The sequence below is a fragment of the Desemzia sp. FAM 23988 genome, assembly GCF_045528365.1.
Taxonomy (GTDB): Bacteria; Bacillota; Bacilli; order Lactobacillales; family Carnobacteriaceae; genus Desemzia.
On sequence record NZ_JBGQQS010000004.1, the window covers coordinates 113,197 to 131,760 of the forward strand.

Annotated in this window: 15 protein-coding genes and 1 pseudogene; 2 read left to right on the forward strand and 14 right to left on the reverse strand. The window is 37.9% G+C overall.

Annotated features, from left to right (window positions below):
- Positions 1–125: 125 nt before the first annotated feature.
- The 7 genes from ACEN4L_RS03945 to ACEN4L_RS03975 form a co-directional block, all read right to left on the reverse strand.
- Positions 126–875: a MurR/RpiR family transcriptional regulator gene (locus ACEN4L_RS03945; RefSeq protein ID WP_407096046.1), complete on the reverse strand. Its 750-nt coding sequence runs from the start codon at positions 873–875 to the stop codon at positions 126–128.
- 269 nt (positions 876–1,144) lie between these two features.
- A complete protein-coding gene (locus ACEN4L_RS03950; protein ID WP_407096089.1) occupies positions 1,145–2,896 on the reverse strand; it encodes an ABC transporter ATP-binding protein in 1,752 nt (583 codons plus the stop codon).
- Between the two features lie 22 nt (positions 2,897–2,918).
- Positions 2,919–4,685 carry an ABC transporter ATP-binding protein gene (locus tag ACEN4L_RS03955; RefSeq protein WP_407096047.1) on the reverse strand — a complete coding sequence of 589 codons (1,767 nt, stop codon included), beginning with the start codon at positions 4,683–4,685 and terminating at the stop codon, positions 2,919–2,921.
- 19 nt (positions 4,686–4,704) lie between these two features.
- Positions 4,705–5,151, reverse strand: coding sequence for a MarR family winged helix-turn-helix transcriptional regulator (locus ACEN4L_RS03960; RefSeq protein ID WP_407096048.1), 447 nt, complete (start codon positions 5,149–5,151; stop codon positions 4,705–4,707).
- Positions 5,152–5,915: 764 nt separating this feature from the next.
- Complete coding sequence (locus tag ACEN4L_RS03965) at positions 5,916–6,641, reverse strand: class A sortase (RefSeq protein WP_407096049.1); 726 nt, start codon at positions 6,639–6,641, stop codon at positions 5,916–5,918.
- Positions 6,642–6,766: 125 nt separating this feature from the next.
- Entirely contained in the window at positions 6,767–8,296 is a 1,530-nt protein-coding gene (locus ACEN4L_RS03970; protein ID WP_407096050.1) for an Ig-like domain-containing protein, read from the reverse strand.
- Positions 8,297–8,478: 182 nt separating this feature from the next.
- Entirely contained in the window at positions 8,479–11,052 is a 2,574-nt protein-coding gene (locus tag ACEN4L_RS03975; RefSeq protein WP_407096051.1) for an Ig-like domain-containing protein, read from the reverse strand.
- Between the two features lie 494 nt (positions 11,053–11,546).
- Here ACEN4L_RS03975 and ACEN4L_RS03980 point away from each other — a divergent pair, with 494 nt between their 5' ends.
- A complete protein-coding gene (locus ACEN4L_RS03980) occupies positions 11,547–12,458 on the forward strand; it encodes an AEC family transporter (protein ID WP_407096052.1) in 912 nt (303 codons plus the stop codon).
- Positions 12,459–12,537: 79 nt separating this feature from the next.
- Here ACEN4L_RS03980 and ACEN4L_RS03985 read toward each other — a convergent pair whose 3' ends face one another.
- The 7 genes and pseudogenes from ACEN4L_RS03985 to ACEN4L_RS04015 all read right to left on the reverse strand — a co-directional run bounded on the left by ACEN4L_RS03985 (position 12,538) and on the right by ACEN4L_RS04015 (position 16,715).
- Positions 12,538–12,969 (reverse strand): organic hydroperoxide resistance protein, encoded by a 432-nt coding sequence (locus ACEN4L_RS03985; RefSeq protein ID WP_407096053.1) that lies wholly within the window; start codon positions 12,967–12,969, stop codon positions 12,538–12,540.
- Positions 12,962–13,405, reverse strand: coding sequence for a MarR family winged helix-turn-helix transcriptional regulator (locus tag ACEN4L_RS03990; protein WP_407096054.1), 444 nt, complete (start codon positions 13,403–13,405; stop codon positions 12,962–12,964). The genes ACEN4L_RS03985 and ACEN4L_RS03990 overlap by 8 nt, the downstream gene beginning before the upstream one ends.
- A 431-nt stretch (positions 13,406–13,836) precedes the next feature.
- A pseudogene (locus ACEN4L_RS03995) lies at positions 13,837–15,035 on the reverse strand (amidohydrolase).
- A gap of 275 nt (positions 15,036–15,310) precedes the next feature.
- Positions 15,311–15,463, reverse strand: coding sequence for a hypothetical protein (locus ACEN4L_RS04000; RefSeq protein WP_407096055.1), 153 nt, complete (start codon positions 15,461–15,463; stop codon positions 15,311–15,313).
- 75 nt (positions 15,464–15,538) lie between these two features.
- Positions 15,539–16,015: a hypothetical protein gene (locus ACEN4L_RS04005; RefSeq protein ID WP_407096056.1), complete on the reverse strand. Its 477-nt coding sequence runs from the start codon at positions 16,013–16,015 to the stop codon at positions 15,539–15,541.
- A gap of 24 nt (positions 16,016–16,039) precedes the next feature.
- Entirely contained in the window at positions 16,040–16,189 is a 150-nt protein-coding gene (locus ACEN4L_RS04010; RefSeq protein ID WP_407096057.1) for a hypothetical protein, read from the reverse strand.
- A 100-nt stretch (positions 16,190–16,289) separates the two neighbouring features.
- Positions 16,290–16,715, reverse strand: a complete 426-nt coding sequence (locus ACEN4L_RS04015; RefSeq protein ID WP_407096058.1) for a hypothetical protein — start codon at positions 16,713–16,715, stop codon at positions 16,290–16,292.
- An 851-nt stretch (positions 16,716–17,566) separates the two neighbouring features.
- Between ACEN4L_RS04015 and ACEN4L_RS04020 the strand changes: the two genes are divergently transcribed.
- On the forward strand, positions 17,567–18,541 hold the full coding sequence (locus ACEN4L_RS04020; protein WP_407096059.1) for a bile acid:sodium symporter family protein: 975 nt from the start codon (positions 17,567–17,569) through the stop codon (positions 18,539–18,541).
- Positions 18,542–18,564 lie beyond the last annotated feature (23 nt).

Below are 18,564 nucleotides of genomic sequence, written 5' to 3' on the forward strand. Positions count from 1 at the left end.
ACCCTTTCTATATTTAATTTCTTTTATTATAAAAGGATTCTCTCTTTAATGAAAGCGGTATCTTTAATATTGTGTTGATTTTCAATAGAAAGAAATTTTTTTCACACATGAAAAAGAACGAATCATCATAATTTTCTTTCTTTCTTCAGTTTATAAGTTTGCCTTGCAATGATTTCAATTAAATAAACCACTGGTACTGAAGAAGTCATCACATAATGATCTCCTATAACTTCTTTTTCAAAATTATAAGTCAAATTCATATTAGACAATTTTGCTAAAGTACTGGAAGCTGAACCCGTAATGCTCAGGACAAAATTTTGTTCTTTTCTTCGCAGTTTAGTCACTAGTTCGTTCACTACAGGCATTTCCCCTGTTACGGATAAGACAACAAAAATTAAATCAGATTGAATCCCCATTAAGGAATCAAATGGATAATATGGATCCTTAATACTAAATGCAGGAACGCCTACATTAGACAATATTCGAGCGCCGTAATCAGCATTGATTCCTGAAGAACCCGTTCCTAAGAAGACCAAAGTTCGACCTTCCAATATCAATTCAACGATATAATCAACTTTTTGCTGGAAATCATGATTATCAATATTATCCAGAAAATTATAAATGCTGTTTGTTAAATTATTTAACTCTTTTTGTTCATTTTGTTTAACTTCCTCTTTCATCTTAACTCTAAATTCAGCGAAAGAATCATATCCCATTTTTCGAATAAATCTAGTGATTGAAGCATTGGAAACATGCGTAGCTTCTGCCAGGTCTATTACCCGCATAAATTGAACTTTATCCAAATTTTGCAGAATAAATTTATAAATTATCATATCTGTTTCTGATAATTCATTGATTTTATCCATTCGAAACATATTATCCCCCCTGAATAATTAAGCTTTTTAACACTAATTAAAGAGTAACATTACTAAATCGATAAAGGAATGGTTATTTTATGGGTACGATAAACCACAGTAGTACATTTTAAAAGAATCAGTACTAACTTCGATACTCTTGAAAAAAAAGTCTACGAACAATATTATGTTAACTCATTTTGCTATACAAAAAAACAGCACTCTCTGCAAATAACTCAGGGAGTGCTGTTCAAATGATATTTTATTTATTCAGCGACTGCCGAACTGTCTTAAGCTTCTTCAAACTGACTATTGTACAAGTTAGCGTAGAATCCGCCATTTGCCAATAATTCTTCATGGTTTCCTTTTTCAATGATATCTCCATTGTCCATCACTAAAATAACGTCAGAGTTTCTGATCGTAGACAAACGGTGTGCGATAACAAATGACGTACGGCCGATCATCAATTTATCCATAGCTTGTTGGATCAGTACTTCTGTACGTGTATCCACTGAGCTGGTTGCTTCATCTAAGATCAATAACGGAGCATCTTTGACCATAGCACGAGCGATCGTGATCAATTGTTTTTGACCAGCAGATAAGCTGGTTTGATCATCCAATACAGTATCGTAACCATGTGGAAGAGTATGGATAAAGTGATCAATTCCTACTGCTTTACAAGCAGCTTCCACTTGTTCATCGGTTACCCCTTTTACGTTATAAACGATATTGTCGCGTACTGTTCCTTCAAAGATCCATGTATCTTGCAGAACCATACAGAATTGATCATGAACCATTTCGCGGGTCATCTGCGTAGTAGGGATACCATCTATTTTAATGGCTCCGCTATTCACTTCGTAGAAACGCATCAATAAGTTGACAACTGTTGTTTTCCCAGCTCCGGTCGGTCCAACAATAGCCACTTTTTGTCCAGCTTTGATGTCTACTGAGAAGTCATTGATGATGGTTTTATCCGATGTATAACCAAAGTGAACATGGTCAAATTCAACATCTCCACGAACATTTGTCAATTGAGCTGTACGGTTGGTTTCTTCTCCTAATTCATCTTCACCTAGAAAATCAAAAACACGTTCACTAGCTGCAGCTGTTGATTGAAGACTAGTAGCCGCTTGTGCAAATTGAGATAGAGGTTGCGTAAATAAACGAATGTACATCATAAAGGCTACGATGACACCAAAAGTAATGTGACCATTCAATGCCAAACTTGCTCCTAAGATACTCACTACTACATAACCGAAGTTCCCGATAAAGTTCATCAAGGGCATCATGATACCTGAAAAGAATTGAGATTTCCAAGCACTTTGATACAAGTCGTCGTTGATTTGATCAAATGTTTCTTTAGCTCCGCGTTCAGCATTGTAAGCTTTAACGACATTGTGTCCAGAATAAATTTCTTCTACATGACCATTAACGGCACCTAGAGCTTTTTGTTGAGCTCCAAAAAATTGTTGAGAATGTCTAACGATCAAAATCATTAAACCGAACCCAATCAAAGTTGAAACAACAGCAGCTAATGCCATTGGTACATTTGTGATGAGCATCATAACCAATGAACCAACAAACATTGTTGAAGCTGTTACCAATGAACTGATACTTTGGTTCATCGTTTGGCTGATCATATCGACGTCATTCGTCACACGACTCAAGACATCACCAATGCTGTGTCCGTCAAAATAGCTTAACGGCAGACGATTGATTTTTTCAGAAATATCTGTTCTGAGCTTTTTAGATACCCGTTGTGTGATCGTGGCCATAATAAACCCTTGAACATAATTGATGACAAAACTAATTACATACAGCGTTACTAATAGAAATCCGATTTTTTCGATGGCAGCAATATCCAATTCGCCGGCTAGTCCAGCTGTGATCAAGTCTGTAATTTCACTGATCTTGTGCGGACCAACTAATGAAATGATCGCTGCCCCCATAGCCAATACTAGCGCAAATACCACTACGGGTAAATACGCACGGATATAAGCAAGGAGTTTTTTGTACGTTTGTTTTGTGTTTTTAGGTTTCATACCTGATACTTTGCCAGCATGTTTACTCATTTGCAAGTTCCTCCTCTGATAGCTGAGAATAAGCGATTTCGCGGTAGACTTCGCATGTAGCCAGCAATTCTTGATGTGTTCCTTTTCCAACAACGCGACCTTCATCTAATACAATGATCGTGTCAGCATCTTTAATGGTTCCGATTCGTTGACCAACCATCAAGTTCGTTACATGTCCTGCTTCTTCTTTCAATTGAGAACGCAATTCGCGGTCTGTTTTGTAGTCCAAAGCAGAGAATGAATCATCGAAAATAAAAATCTCTGGATCACGAGCAATCGCTCTAGCAATGGCCAAACGTTGTTTTTGACCACCTGAGAAGTTGTTTCCGCCTTGAGCCACATGACCTTCATACGTATCGGTTGTTTTTTCAACAAAATCAGTCCCTTTGGCTACATTGATTGCATGCTTAACAGCCTCTTTTGAGATAGAACCTTTACCATTGTCTCCAAATGCCACATTCGATGTAATTGTGCCGCTGAACAAGACAGATTTTTGCGGAACATATCCGATTTTATTGCGTAAAGCTTCTTGCGTATACTCTTTAACGTTTACGCCATCCACCAAAATTTCTCCTTCTGTTGAATCATAAAAACGAGGTATAAGATTCAAAATCGTACTCTTTCCGCTACCTGTTGATCCAATAAAGGCAACTGTATCTCCTTTATGCGCTACAAAGTTGATATCTTTAATTACATATTCAGAAGCATCAGGGTATTTAAAACTTACCCCGCGGAATTCAACTTCACCTTCTAAATGCGCTTTTCCTTCTGTAACTGTTCCATCATTGATTGATGAAGCGGTAGTCAATACTTCATTGATCCGGTTAGCAGAAACTTGCGCTCTTGGTAAAAGAATAAAAATAAAAGTCAACATCACAAATGACATGACTACTTGAATCGCATAAGATGAAAAGACGACCATATCACTAAAAATTGTGATGCGCGCCATCATATCCAGCGTATCATTAATCAAATACGCACCAATCCAATAAATTGCCAAACTTAATCCATTCATTGCAGCTGTCATACTTGGTGCCATTAAAGCCATTGTACGAGTCGTAAATAAGTAATTTTTATTCAAGGCCGTATTCGCTGTCTCAAATTTACTTTCTTCATGGTCTTCAGCATTATAGGCACGGACAACACGAATACCCGTCAAGTTTTCACGCGTTACTGCTGTCAAATTATCCGTTAATGTTTGGATACGTTTGAAGCGTGGAAGAGCCAACGCAATTACAACTCCAATAACAGCTAGCAAAGCCACTACTGTAATTCCTGTTGCAGCTGTCCATTGCCAGTTTTTATTGGAAATCTTAGTGAGTGCCCAAATAGCCATAATAGGAGCTTTGAACAGAATTTGCATTCCCATTGCAATAAACATTTGAACTTGGGTGATATCGTTTGTTGAACGAGTAATTAAGCTGGAAGTTGAAAATCCATTAATTTCTTCCATTGAAAAACCTTCTACTTGATCAAACAATCTTTCTCTTAAATTTTTTGCAAAAGAAGCAGCTAGTCTAGTGGCAAAAAAGCTCACAATAATAGCAGCGATCAAACTTCCTAGGGCACATAACATCATGTAGCCACCTGTTTGGATAATATCGCTGGTTTCACTACCTGGTGTTTGAACCATAACAGTGATTTCAGACATATAATCTGGTAATTTCAAATCCAAAAAGACTTGACCAACAATAAACAGGAAAATCATAAAGACGATTCCCCAATCTTTAGCTTTTAAGTATTTTAACAACTGTATCATATATAAACTCCCTTACTTCTTATTCAATATCCTCGATATTTTTTTTTATTTTATTCAATGTATTAAAAAAAGCTTCTATTTCTTCTTCAGTTAAACCAGAACGTACTTGGCTTTCAACATCATGAATACATTTTACAGCTTTTTCTGAAAATATAATTCCAGCTGGAGTGATCACCAATTTTTTTAGACGAGCATCATAGTTAACAGGAACCCGATGAATCAGTCCCTTTTTTTCTAACGTATTCAAGATACCTGTCGCAGTAGAACGTCGAATTTTCAGCAACTCTTCTATATCTTTTTGGAAAATGTCTTCTTCCTTGTTATTGTATATATAACCAACAATCCTAGATTGCATCATATTACTGTTATCATCTAAAATAGTTGACATCCTCGCAGCCATTAGCCATTTGACTTGATGACTGGTAGCTTGCAGTGAGAAACTAACGAAATTTTGAAATTCTCTCACTTTCCTCCCCCCTCCACTAAATTCATTTATATTCCCTTTAATCATCAAAAATAGTTCATTTTATCTAGTTAGGTTCCGAACTGTTAGGTTCCGAACTGTTAGGTCACTAACAAATATTATGCACCTTTTTATTTCCTGATGCAAGTCTTTTTTCATATAAATAACCCAACAAATCAATGATTCCCCTTCCATTCCTTTAAATACAAGAAAATCTTTTTTACTATCATGGGCTAGACTATATGCGCACAAATGACACTAGAACAACAAATGATTTTTACCAGCCTAAATAAAAAAGAATATTACGCTTTCTTAAAGGAGCGAAAGCGTGACATTCTTTTTTATTGGTAAATTGTTGCTTTTGCCTTTTCTTATTGTCAACATCTAAGATTAGCGCAGATCTAGAGTTCAAAACAACAGCAAGTTACAAGATGCGGGGTCTTTACCTGACTTGTCGGAAATATTCTGGTGCTCATAAGTCAGGTAAAAGAGAGAAACCTGACTTATACTCTAAATTTTCACCTCCACAAGTCAGGTAACGAAGAGTTACCTGACTTGTCGTACTGATTTTGAGTTCCATAAGTAAGGCAACAGATTACACAGACCTTAGTAAGTATGAGTGGAGGCTTAGATGACAGCAGGGTTGCCAAATAAATAGAAAAAAATACACTCCCACTATTGAATCAAATCATTCATAGTTTCGGGAGTGTACATTTTCGAGAAGCTTTTTGTATTAGTATATTTCAGTTAGTAGGATTTTTTCCCTATTAGCGAGAACGAATGCTCAAGTCTAAATCAAAAGCCGCTATCATTTCAGCAGAAGCCTCTTCCACGGGAACTTTTTGAACAAAATCAGCTACCGTTAATAATCGAGCTACACCATCTTCATCACACGTAATCAATGTGAGCGTTGTTTCACCTGAAACATCATTCAACACACTGACTTCAGTCGCTTCAATCATACGTTGTTCTGCTACTTCGTATTCATAGATGAAACTAAGATCGGTCAAATATACCGCGTCTCCTAACTCCACTCTATATAACGGCTTAAACAGTAGATCAGAACGCTCCATATAGTGTCCTGCTAAAGCATAGTTTCCTTCACCCATGACTTGCTCCTCTTTCATCGTCCCCGCTGTCAAAGCTAAGGTGTAGGAAGAAGTTCCTTTTCCAATAGGCAAATTGAGTCCTACACTAGGTATACTAATCCCGCCAAGGACATTGATTTGGTCGCTATTGAATTGGGCTAGAGCTGCTGTTTCTAAATCCAGCATTTGGACCTCATCAAACTCAAAATCTGCATCTTTTTGATAATTTTCTTCTATAGTACTAGCATCGATCGAGTCAACCGTTAATGATTGCGAACCATTAGAGATCATCCAATTCTTAATAGGGCCGCTAAATATCAACAATAGTCCGACAATTAGTAAAATAATCCATACTCCATTGAGCCACTGCTTCTTATTTTTTTTCTTCTCTGTCCTCTTTTTCATATTCACGCTCACTTACTTTCACTTCTGCCATAAAATAACAATTTGGAGACAAAACAAGGTGGTTTAATTCCTGAGTTTTGCCTCCTGATTGTATTTGCATTAAGTTATCATACTATCTACTGACTTTATTTCTTTTTGTTCAACCCTTTTTTCTTTTTCAATGCTAGCATTACTGCACCAAGAGAGGCCATTACAAATCCGCTGATCATAGTGAAGATGTTTTGAGATTCCCCTGTTTGTGGAAGTGTAGCTTGGTCTTGACCATCTCCACTGAAAGAACCATTGTCTCCACCTTGATTATTGCCATCAGATGGATCATTGATACCACCATTTGTATTATCTGAAGTATCATTATCATCTCTCGGATCCGTTCCGGCTTGCTCTTCTTCCTCATCGATTGCTCCATCATTGTCATCGTCTGGATCCGTTACATCTGGATCACCATCTTCATCTGTATCGCGTTGCACCACAAATGCGAACGTTTCAGACGATTCATTACCTGCTGCATCCGTTGCTGTGACTGTTACTTCAAATCCACGCTCTTCTTCTCCTGCAGCCCAATCTCCAATCGCGGGAGCCCCACTGATAAGCCCTGTTTCTTCATCAAATGAAACTCCTGAAGGCAAACCATCTACGACTACTGCACTTGGTTCATTAACTTCTACCAAAATATCTTCAATAGGTTGATTTTCTATAGCTGTCAGATCTTCAATAATTGAAATTACTGGAGCTACCATATCTACATCTTCTGGAACATCTGTCTCATCTTTTGGATCTGTTCCTGCTTCGATTTCTTCTTCATCTGTTGCTCCATCATTGTCGTCATCTGGATCCGTCACATCCGGATCTCCATCTCCATCCGTATCGCGTTGGACAGTGATCGTAAACGTATCTGCAGCTTCATTCCCCGCTGCATCTCTAGCAACAACTGTTGCTACAAAGTCACGCTCTTCCTCATCAGCTGCCCAGTCACTCACAACCGGAGTACCACTAATCACCATAGTTTCTGGGTCAAATGAAACTCCATCTGGCAAGTCAACAACTCCTACTGATTGTATAGGTGCTGCAAATGGTTGAATCAAACTGAAGGCCTGTAATTCTGAGACTACAGATGGTGTTTCTTCTTCGCCTGGATTTTCTACGACGACTTCGATGTCTTCAATTGGTAAACCTTCCACAACTGTTTGATCTTCGACTTCTACAATAATTGGAGCAGTCATGTCACTGACTGTAATTGGTGTTACCTCAGAAGTGTTGCCAGCTTCATCAACTACCACTACTTCTAATACTTCTCCGCCCGTTAAATCTAGGTCTTCAGGCAATACTACTACAAAATTACCATTCTCATCTGTTATACCAGTCACTGTATCTCCATTTGGTAAAGTAACAATGACTTCTGAATTTGGTTCTGCCGATCCTGCTACTTCAGTATCTTCACTAGTTATACCTTCAATAACTGGTGCATCTGGTGCAATAACATCTGGGAAGTCTGTTTCATCTTTTGGATCTGTTCCATTTTCGATTTCTTCCTCATCAGTAAATCCGTCTCCATCATCATCTTCATCTTCACTGTCTGGAATCCCATCGCGATCTGTGTCGCGTTGGATCGTAATGGCAAACTCTTCAGCTTCTGACTCGTTTCCAGAATGATCCATAGCGGCAACACTAACATCGACTGTCCGTTCTTCTTCATCTGCTTCCCAATCTTCAATTACAGGAGCTCCAAAAATTCTATCCGTTTCTGCATCAAAGTCTAAACCTGCTGGTAAGCCATCTACTGTGACTACACTAGTTTCATCATCCGTTTCTACCCCAATGTCTTCAATATCCAGCCCTTCTATAACTGTAATATCATCAATTGCTGTAACAATTGTGCTGTGGTATCTGGATCAATATCTTCCGGGAAATCTGTTTCATCTTTTGGTTCTGTTCCTGCATCTTCTTCGTCGCCGTCACTTACACCATCATTGTCATCGTCTGTATCTTCTATATCAGGAATCCCGTCTCCATCGGTATCACGTTGAATGGTTAAGACAAACTCCTCAGTGCCTGCATTATCTGCTGGATCGATTGCTGTAACGGTAACTGTAAATGGACGTTCCTCTTCTTCTGTACCCCACTCTTCAATGACTGATGTGCCTGTGATTAACCCACTCGCTTCATCATAACTCAAGCCTGATGGCAAGCCAGCTGTTGTAACTTCACTCTCTTCGTTAACTTCCACTACAATATCTGTGATAGGTTGTTTTTCTAAGGCACTTAAATCTTCAATTTCTGAAATAACTGGAAGAGATAAATCTTCTACCGTTACTTCCGCAGCATCGGAAGCATTCCCAGCTTCATCTGTCGCAATCACTGTCAGAATATCGCCTACTTCTAGTTCTGTACCTTCTGGCAGTGTTACTACAAAGTTACCATCCTCATCAGTTGTTCCTGTAACTTCTTCACCATCAGGCAAGGTAACAGTGACAGCTGATCCTGGTTCGGTTTCTCCAGTAATTTCTGTCACATCATCACCTACTGGATCAATTATTGGTGCTGCGGGTGCTGTGGCATCTGTGACTGTAACTGCCGTTGGGTCGGAATCATTATCTGCAACGTCAGTCGCTACTAATAGAAGTTCTTCGCCACCTACCAAATCTACCTCTTCTGGTATAGCTACGGTAAATGCTCCTCCTGCGTTTGTCACTCCTTCTGATGTTTCCCCAGTTGGGAACGTAACTGTTATCGTTGAATTCGGTTCTGCTGTTCCAGTGATTACGGTATCTTCACTGGTTACTTCATTTACGTCCGGAGTTGCTGGTGGTGTTTCATCTAAAAGGTCTACTACTACGGTTGTTGCTGGATCAGATCCATTACCTGCTGCGTCTGCCGCTACAACAGTTATTGTCTCATTACCCATTAAATCCACATCTTCTGGAATGAAAGCAGAATACACACCTTCTGCATTCGTCGTTCCCACTATCTTCTGACCGTTTGGTAAAGTCACTGTGATATTCGAATTAGGTTCTGCTGTCCCTGTAATTACTGTCGAATCTGTGGTCACTCGGTCAATAGTTGGTGTTTCTGGTGCAGTTGTATCTACTACGTTAACAGTTGCTGGATCTGACGGATTTCCCGCTTCGTCTGTTGCTATAACAGTCAATGTTTCCCCACCAACTAAATCCACGCCTTCTGGAATTGGGGCAGAAAATGCGCCTTCCTCATTTGTAGTGCCTATCGTTGTTACACCGCCTGGCAAATTCACTGTAACTGTCGAACCTGGTTCTGCTGTCCCGGTGACTTCTGTTGCTTCACTGGTTACTTCGTTTACAATTGGCACTTCGGGTGCGGTCGTATCTGCTGGAAATGCAACTTGGGTTACACCATCTAGATCGCTTAATAACTCAGCATCAATCACATTAGTACCCGCGTTAATCGCTGAACCGGAAATAGAAACTAAGCCAGCAGCACCAGTATCTCGTTCTACTGCAACATCTACAGACACAGTAGTTCTACCTATAACTTGTGCAGAAACTAAGCCACTAGTTAAGTTTGTTGTACCATCTGCTATATTATTAACTAGATCTAACACTGGCTGTAACAAAGCTTGAACTGGAGCTAACGGAACGCTTATTGTTCCACTCAACAACTCAATGTCTAAGTTCCCAATAGCATCTGCTACATCTTGCAGTAAGGGTTCTACAACATCATTAACCGCTGAATTTAAATGATTTCCTAGACCTTCAGAAAAATCAACAGTAACAATTCCATCCTCCGTATTTACAACAGCAGGAGCAGTGGCAGTGTACTCAAGAATATTAAAAACCGTACTATCTAAATTATTTAATGCAGCTAAAGCTCCCTCAAGTTCATCTAGTCCTTGAACATCTATTAGAGGCGAAGTAAGGGGATTACTTAATATGACATCTACTGCAGATACTAAATCACCAACAACTGAATTTAAGTTGCCAGTTATCCCGTCTAACGCATTTCCTAGGCCTGGAATAGAAGAAGCATTAATAGGCAATAGTTCTACGTTAACTTGTGCGGTTGGATTGTTTTCTATTAAATCTCCTGCTAATTCTGGTGCGTGAAACACTCCTACTATTTGTGGATTAACTAACTCAACATCTGCTAACCCAGTTCCTGTTAACGATAAATTCAAATTATAAGGACCAGTTCCTTCTAGATTTCCTAGACTCCCACTAACAGCCACATCTCTTAACAACCCAACTTCCGCCAAAGTCGCAGCTGAAGCTGTATCTTCTGCAAATCCTATCAACTGTCCATTTTGAATAACAGGAACGAATGGCTGGAAAACTAGCGCAGACGCTACTGCTGAAGATGCAACCATTCTTTTAATTTTTTGTCTATGTATCTTTCTATTATTGTCCATTTTCTTTCTGTAATCGTACGACTTTCTTCTCATATTCTTATTCCTCCTATTTTTTCACCTATAGCGACCAGTTTTTGCCCCAAACAACAACCTGCAAACTTAGGCGGTAATCATTCAAGAAAATTGAATATAAAAAAAACCGCTTTCTAAATAAAAAGTAACACAAGTGTTTTTTTCCAAAACAAAAATGCTCACAGGAAAAAGCATAAAGGAGAAATAGTCTTTTAAAATAAAAAAATCACAATAAACATAACGAATATTATAAAAATAGTTAATTTTTTCAGAGAGCTCATTCAGTTCAATGTTTTCAATATTTTTACATACATTTTTTGGACCAGAAAAAACAAACAGTTAAAGTAACAAATAGTAAGTGCATTTTTTATTTTTCACTAACGATTGATTTCCAATAAAAGACAACATTGTACTTAATAACTATTGTACAAAAAGTTCTAATAGGAATTTTCTTTTTCTTCCTGTAAGATGACTCTAAAAGGTTTTTATTACTGGAAAAAGGAGTTGAAATATTAGTGGGTGCTGTACTTACGCAAGCAATCAGTTTCTTAAGTGTGATTTTAGTTGCTTATCTTTTTAAAACAAAAGGATTGTTAGAAGAAAAAGATGGGCACACAATTTCTAAAATTATTTTAAATTTAACATTGCCAGCCACTATTATATTAGGTTTTAACGGGGTGCAAATAACCAGCACCTTGATAATGATGATTGCTTTAGGGTTATTAACAAATATAGGGCTGGTTACTATTGGAGGATTGATTTGGCGAAAAAGACAAACAGCAGATCAGGCCTTGATGATGTTTAGTCAGGCTGGTTATAATATCGGAAATTTCACGATCCCTTTTGTACAAGGGTTCTTTCCCGAAGCTATTCCGTTTATCGGCAGTTTTGATTCTGGGAATGCTTTAATGCTGTTTGGCGGGACTCCCTTGTTGGCAGATAAAATGTTGGGGCAACATCGCGGAAAAAGAGGTCCTAAAGAAGTTATTTTCCGTCTTTTCCGCTCTCCTTCTTTTTCGACTTATATCATTATGATTCTATTAGCACTGATCAACTTCACCATTCCTGAAAATGTCCTCTCAGTTATTGATCTTTTTGCCAGCGGAAATGCTTTCTTGTCGATGTTTATGATTGGGCTCTATTTGGATTTTAATATTCCTCGGATAGATTTGAGAAAAGTGATTCAATTGCTGTTTACCCGCTATACTTTAGGGATTTTACTAGCGTTAGTCTTTTACTTTGTGTTGCCGTTACCAGACATTGTTCGGTTATCTTTAGTTTTATTGGCACTAGCACCAATCGGGACTGTTTCCACCATCAACATGGTCGTTTACGGTAATAAACCCTCTCTTTCTGGTTTTTTATCTTCCAGTAGTATCTTGATTTCGTTGATTCTTATGACAGGAGCTTTGGCTTTGATATTGTAAATTAACTTACAGCACATAAAAACAGGCACCCGACAGTTTGTTTAACTGCTGGGTGCCTGTTGCATATTTATTTTTATTTTTATTTAAATTCTACTGCTTTTACTTCTACTTCAATATTATTTTGAACGGCTTTTGAGTAAGGACAAAATGCATGAGCTTTTTCAGCTAACTCTTTTGTTTCTTCAAGACTCTTTCCTTCAATCGCCACTTCCATGACAACAGACAATTTAAAACCATTATCTGTTGGGTCGCTGTTTAACGTAACCTCTGTGGCTACTTCCGATTTAGCTTCAACGTTTGCTTCTTTCATTTTAACTTCTAATGCGGAATGGAAACATGCGCTGTATCCTAAAGCAAATAATTGTTCTGGATTGCTGCCTTGGCCTGGTCCACCCATTTTTTTCGGTGTAGACACTTTAACTGAGAAAGATCCATCTGGTAAGTGACTTTCTCCTTCACGTCCACCTGTGTTGATTGCCTTTGCTTGGTACATTACTTTTGATTCAGTCATTATTTATTCCTCCTAATGTTTTAGTCAAAGCATTGATGCGTTCCAATAAATCAAAGTACTCTTTTTCTTCCAAATGCAGAAGATCTAAACAGTCAGAAACCTTTTTCGTTAACTCATCCTTTATCTCATACGCTTTGTCTGTTAAGACGACCATTACTTTTCTTTCGTCTTCCGGATTACGATTTCGAGTAATATAGCCCCCGGTTTCCATTCTTTTTAACATCGGTGTTAAAGTTCCGCTATCCAACCCCAAGCGTTTTCCTAAATCCTGCACACTTTGGTTTGATTCTTCCCAAAGCGCAAGTAAGGCTACATATTGAGGATATGTAAGAAAATAAGGATCTAAAACCGGACGATAAAACTTGGTAAACTGTTTTGATAAAGCATAAGTTGAAAAACAAAGCTGCTCTTCCAATAAAAAATGATTTCCTTCCATGTTCTTTTCCTCCTAATTCGGTTGTGCACAATTATATTGTACACAACTTATTTTATAAAAACAAGTTTTTTCTTATCTATTTGTAAAAGGACGTTTAAAGTAGCTCAATGTATTGCACTATGGCGGCTGTAAATTATTTGACGTTGGTAAATGAAAATTCGCTAGCGTTATTTCAGCTCATTTTATATTGGTCATTTTTACACGACCGATACGATCAGCAAGATTTCTTGCTCCAACCATAAACATACCTGAGAACAATGGTGTTATACTAACTGAAATAATCAATACACCAGCTGAAATGGCTAAATCATTTTGAACGTCTGGTCAAATATTTAACATCGTTTGTGTGAACAACCAAAAAGTCAAAATGCCCCTTACAATACCTGCGATTAATTTATTATCACCTTTAAACTCTTGTTCCATCATACATGTTACTTCCCTATCAAATAATCGACTACAATAGATCCCATTGCTTTTGCTGAGATCATGAGTGATTTTTCATCAATATCAAATTTTGGATTGTGGTGAGGATATGCTTTTCCATTTTCAGGAGTTGCTCCAACGTAGAAGAACATACTTGGACGTTCTTTCGCATAGTAAGCAAAATCTTCTGAAGGTGGCTGTGGTTCACACATTTCTACACCTGTTAGTTCAGGAATATCTGTGTTATTCAACACCTTGATACCAAATTCTGTCGTTTCAGGATCATTGTACAAAACTGGGCAGTCGTTTTTGTAATCTAGATCATATGTTACACCGAACATAGTGCTGATTCCATTTAACTTCGCACGAATCTCTCTTTCAATAGTCTCTTGTGCTTCATCAGATATAGAACGAACGTCGCCTTCAAGAATTACTTTATCTTTGATAACATTGGATGAACCTTTGCCATCAAAGTTTCCGATAGTGATCGAACCCACATCAAATGGACTCAATGCACGACTGACTATGGTTTGCAAAGCAACTACAAAGTGGCTTGCTGCAACATAATAGCGTCTTTTGTTTTATGAGGCGAAGAGCCATGTCCTCCAACTCCATTGATGGTTATTTTAAAGTAAGAACATCCAGTTTGAACGTTACCAGGTCGGTAGAAAATTTTGCCTGTTTCCATTTCAGACATGACATGGATACCAAATACATTATCCACTCCATCCAATGCTCCATCTGCAATCATACTGACAGCTCCACCTAGCGGCACTTCTTCTGCGTGTTGGTGAAGAATAACGACTTTACCTTCTAGTTTGTCTTTCATTTCGATCAATGTTTCTCCAAGGATCATCATGTAAGCTGTATGTCCATCATGACCGCAAGCATGCATCACACCAGGATTTTGTGAAGCAAATGGTAAGTTTGTCTCTTCAGTAATTGGAAGTGCATCAAAATCCGCACGAATACCGATCGTTTTACCAGGTTTCCCACTATCAATGGTTACAACGATTCCATTCCCGCCGACATTTGTACGAATGACGCAATCTTTACCTTGATAAAAATCTTGAATGTATTTAGCCGTCTTATCTTCTTTAAAAGATAGTTCTGGATGAGCATGTAAATAACGACGAATTCCGAACATACGGTCTTTTTTCTCATCTAAGCGTTGCATCAATTCTGTTTTTACGGATTGTTCTGCCATAATTCATTACCTCCTGTTTTTTTACTTATGTGTTAGTTACATTTTATTGCTGTGAAGGACTTGTTCGCTTCAACAGTACCCATTATAGGACTTTTGCAATTTATTACTATGCTTCTTCTTATCATTTTCGAATTAGTTTTTTACCTCTGTCTTAGGGATAAGCGATTGAATGTAAAAAATAAAGGTCATAATTTTTACATCCCTTCTTTTTACTCAATAACTTTCCGCATTTCTACAAAATGAATGGCGTTTCTAGATAGTTAAGCTGAAAATGATCACTCATCCTCGATGTATTCGTCTACCATTTCAATTGCCGGACGAGACAAATGCAGAATGTAATCAATAATCTCATTATCAATGCCATAATAACTACTCAGTTTTCTCCAATTTCTATATAATCCGCCATTTTCATTATCAAAGCGGAACATACGAATTTGGTAATTTCCTTTGTGCAAACCGGTTAAGTGAAAATGCAGTTCTTTATTACGGGACTATACAAATAATTAATCTGTAGAATATTGCGGGTTAAAGCGGCGCTCATTAAATAGAATGATTTGGTACGCATCTTCGTTTTCTGTCATTTGCTTAAAGTAACGTGATAAATAAGAAATTGAGAGAAATTTTTCCTCTGCTACATCCGACAATGTCAACGAATCGCGGTAGCGTTCTTCAATCTTTTGAATGATACGAGTGACTCTCTCATCACCGGCTTCCGTTCCGCTCCATTCGGCGATACCTTTTCTGAAGAAACGAGTCATGATCAGCATGATCTGATATATATTGCTTTGCAAAACTAAATCACTGTTTTCCTCATCACGGTAAATTTCAATAATCATTTCGGATAAGACATGGTATAGTTGCCGACTCGTTCTGTCTCTCCCGCTATTGTGCTCGTCAGAAAAAAACTGGAATGCACTTTGAAAATTTTTTTTGTAATACAACGCAAAAAAGTGACTTGTAATACTTAGTGTAATCAACATACAGTCTTCATCGCCCGTCACGACCTAACGTTTATTCCGATTGACGAATACCGTATCTCCTGATGTTATCCTTACTTTATTTCCTTCATAAGATACTTCTGCAGTACCTTTCACTGCAAATAAAATTTTGGTTTCAAAAAACTGTTGCGGAGAAGAATAGTGTACGTTCTCCATGACAATTGTAAAATCTTCGGTTTGTTTACGTTCTATGTTGACCGATACTTTCTTTTTTCATCTGATTTTTTATCTAAATGGTTTATTACACCTCTACTCTCTACTCTACCAGTTTCCTTCCCTTATTTGCAGATAAAAGTCTTCTTTTAGTCACAAGCACCGCTGACAAAATCAATTGCACGATGGCAAACCCGAAAGTAATGAGATGCACAGGCTCTATAATTTGTAACATGATGACTTGTACCACCAACCATATAACCAGCACACCGCCAAAAAATCCGCTGATGTAACCTTGGTAACGCGAACGAAAGAAAAAGAAAGTTGCGCTGAATAGTTGACCCAAACCAATTGCCACCAATAATAAAATTCCTGGAACAAAGAAATTATCAAATGGCGAGTTAGCCAACAGGTCTGTTGAGATGCCAAATGGACTTTCCGGAATTGAAACAGCTGTCCAACCACCCAATACAGCAAAAATCCCGACAACTATATGGGTAAAAAACAATAACAATTTGACAACTTTCATTTCTTTGACCTCCTTACTTTTCACCAACGTGTCGTTAACAGAGTTCGGCTTTAAATCAGAGTGCATTGAACAATTTTCTACTTGCTTTACATCTCAAATAGTAGTCTTTTTCTTTGTACTGTCAATTGATATGAATAAAAATCAAATACTTTATCTTATACCGTTGGCAAAGAACTTTTTTCAACTTAGTTGTGTTCTTTAAATACCTGATAATAAAACTATTGAAAGATAAATCTGACTTGCAAGAAGAAAAATAAACCTCACAAGTCAGATAAATCGACTTTATCTGACTTGTGAGGTCTAAAATAAGATCGATAAGTCAGGTAAATGGATTTAACCTTACCTGTGAGGCCTAAAATAAGATTGGTAGGTTAGATAAATATTTGCTGCTCGTCTTTTATTCATTATATGAAGTAAAAAAGTAGTCTATATTGAAATATTTCTAAATAAAGTGGTTTTTTTTAATAGAATCTCACTAAATACTATCTACTTTTCCTTTACGCTCGAAACATAAATGATAAATAAATGAGATTAAAGTGTTGACTCTCTCATTTTTCAATGGTATTCTTTCATCACCAACTTATGAGAGGAACATCGTCCATGAAACCAATGTTCAGCCAAGCAGCTATTATTATTAAGAAGAGGATTTAGACACTGTAAGAGAGTTTTTTTACAGTCGTTTAAGTCCTCTTCATGCTACTTAGCTGAATGGGACTTAGGCCACCCATTCATTTTAATTGAATGGGTGGCCTTTTTATTTTCTCGAAAGGAGTGAGCACTATGGAAAGTGACATTGATATTTTAACTTATCGAAAAAAACCACCAGATAACATACCCTAGGAGGAATTCATATGAAGTTCTTTAACACATTCAATCATCTTTACAATAAATATTTGGCTTTAATCGTTGTTGCTGTGGCCGCACTAGCGTTATTCTTACCGCACTCTTTTTTATGGGCCAGTTCTTATACGACATTATTTTTGCAAATCGTCATGTTTACCATGGGATTAACAATGAAACCAGCTGATTTCGCAGCAGTTTTTAAAAAACCATGGATGATGCTGCTGGTTACTTTTTTGCAATTCACCTTTATGCCGCTGTCCGCTTATTTATTGGCTAAATTTTTCCAGCTTCCGGCTGAAATGGCATTAGGGCTGATTTTATTGGGGTGTGTGCCTGGGGGAACCTCTTCTAACGTGATTACTTATTTAGCAAAAGGTGATGTACCGTTGTCTGTAGCTGCTACTTCTGTATCTACTCTCTTAGCTCCTTTACTTACCCCCTTGTTCTTATCTTTCTATGGCGGAGCATATTTAGAAATCAGCTTTTGGACTATGTTTTTATCCATCATCCAAGTCGTTCTGGTCCCTATCATTGCCGGATTGGTGCTCAGCTACTTCTTCGCCCAGCACGTCGCTAAAGTAGAAACCGCCTTACCTTCCTTATCTGCTACCGCTGTTTTAGTCGTCTTAGGCGGAACCGTTTCGGTCAATTCAGAAACCTTATTAGGAACCGGGATGATTATGTTCTTGATTGTTTGGTTGCACAATTTATCTGGCTACGCTATTGGTTATGCTGTTTCAAAATTATTCAAATTCAATCGCCCTGCTACGAGAGCGGTCGCCATTGAAGTTGGGTTGCAAAATACTGGTCTTGCTGGGAGTTTAGGTTTAGCTCACTTTAGTCCTGCTGCCGCTTTAGCTGGTGCAGCAGGAACCATTGTCCATACCTTATTTGGGACTTTATTTGCTTCATTTATGAGCCATAAACATCAAGCAGAAACACACACTGAAGAACCAGTTGCGACAGTCGTTGCGGAATCTTAAAAAAATAGAAAGAAGGAATGCTA

Excerpts from the sequence above, each read along its gene's own strand:
- ACEN4L_RS03945 (WP_407096046.1), bottom strand. The coding sequence starts at position 875 with ATGTTTCGAATGGATAAAATCAATGAATTATCAGAAACAGATATGATA.
- ACEN4L_RS03950 (WP_407096089.1), bottom strand. The coding sequence starts at position 2,896 with ATGAAACCTAAAAACACAAAACAAACGTACAAAAAACTCCTTGCTTAT.
- ACEN4L_RS03955 (WP_407096047.1), bottom strand. The coding sequence starts at position 4,685 with ATGATACAGTTGTTAAAATACTTAAAAGCTAAAGATTGGGGAATCGTC.
- ACEN4L_RS03965 (WP_407096049.1), bottom strand. The coding sequence starts at position 6,641 with ATGAAAAAGAGGACAGAGAAGAAAAAAAATAAGAAGCAGTGGCTCAAT.
- ACEN4L_RS03970 (WP_407096050.1), bottom strand. The coding sequence starts at position 8,296 with ATGGATCATTCTGGAAACGAGTCAGAAGCTGAAGAGTTTGCCATTACG.
- ACEN4L_RS03975 (WP_407096051.1), bottom strand. The coding sequence starts at position 11,052 with ATGAGAAGAAAGTCGTACGATTACAGAAAGAAAATGGACAATAATAGA.
- ACEN4L_RS03985 (WP_407096053.1), bottom strand. The coding sequence starts at position 12,969 with ATGACTGAATCAAAAGTAATGTACCAAGCAAAGGCAATCAACACAGGT.
- ACEN4L_RS03990 (WP_407096054.1), bottom strand. The coding sequence starts at position 13,405 with ATGGAAGGAAATCATTTTTTATTGGAAGAGCAGCTTTGTTTTTCAACT.
- ACEN4L_RS04000 (WP_407096055.1), bottom strand. The coding sequence starts at position 15,463 with ATGTTCCGCTTTGATAATGAAAATGGCGGATTATATAGAAATTGGAGA.
- ACEN4L_RS04005 (WP_407096056.1), bottom strand. The coding sequence starts at position 16,015 with ATGTTGATTACACTAAGTATTACAAGTCACTTTTTTGCGTTGTATTAC.
- ACEN4L_RS04010 (WP_407096057.1), bottom strand. The coding sequence starts at position 16,189 with ATGGAGAACGTACACTATTCTTCTCCGCAACAGTTTTTTGAAACCAAA.
- ACEN4L_RS04015 (WP_407096058.1), bottom strand. The coding sequence starts at position 16,715 with ATGAAAGTTGTCAAATTGTTATTGTTTTTTACCCATATAGTTGTCGGG.
- ACEN4L_RS04020 (WP_407096059.1), top strand. The coding sequence starts at position 17,567 with ATGAAGTTCTTTAACACATTCAATCATCTTTACAATAAATATTTGGCT.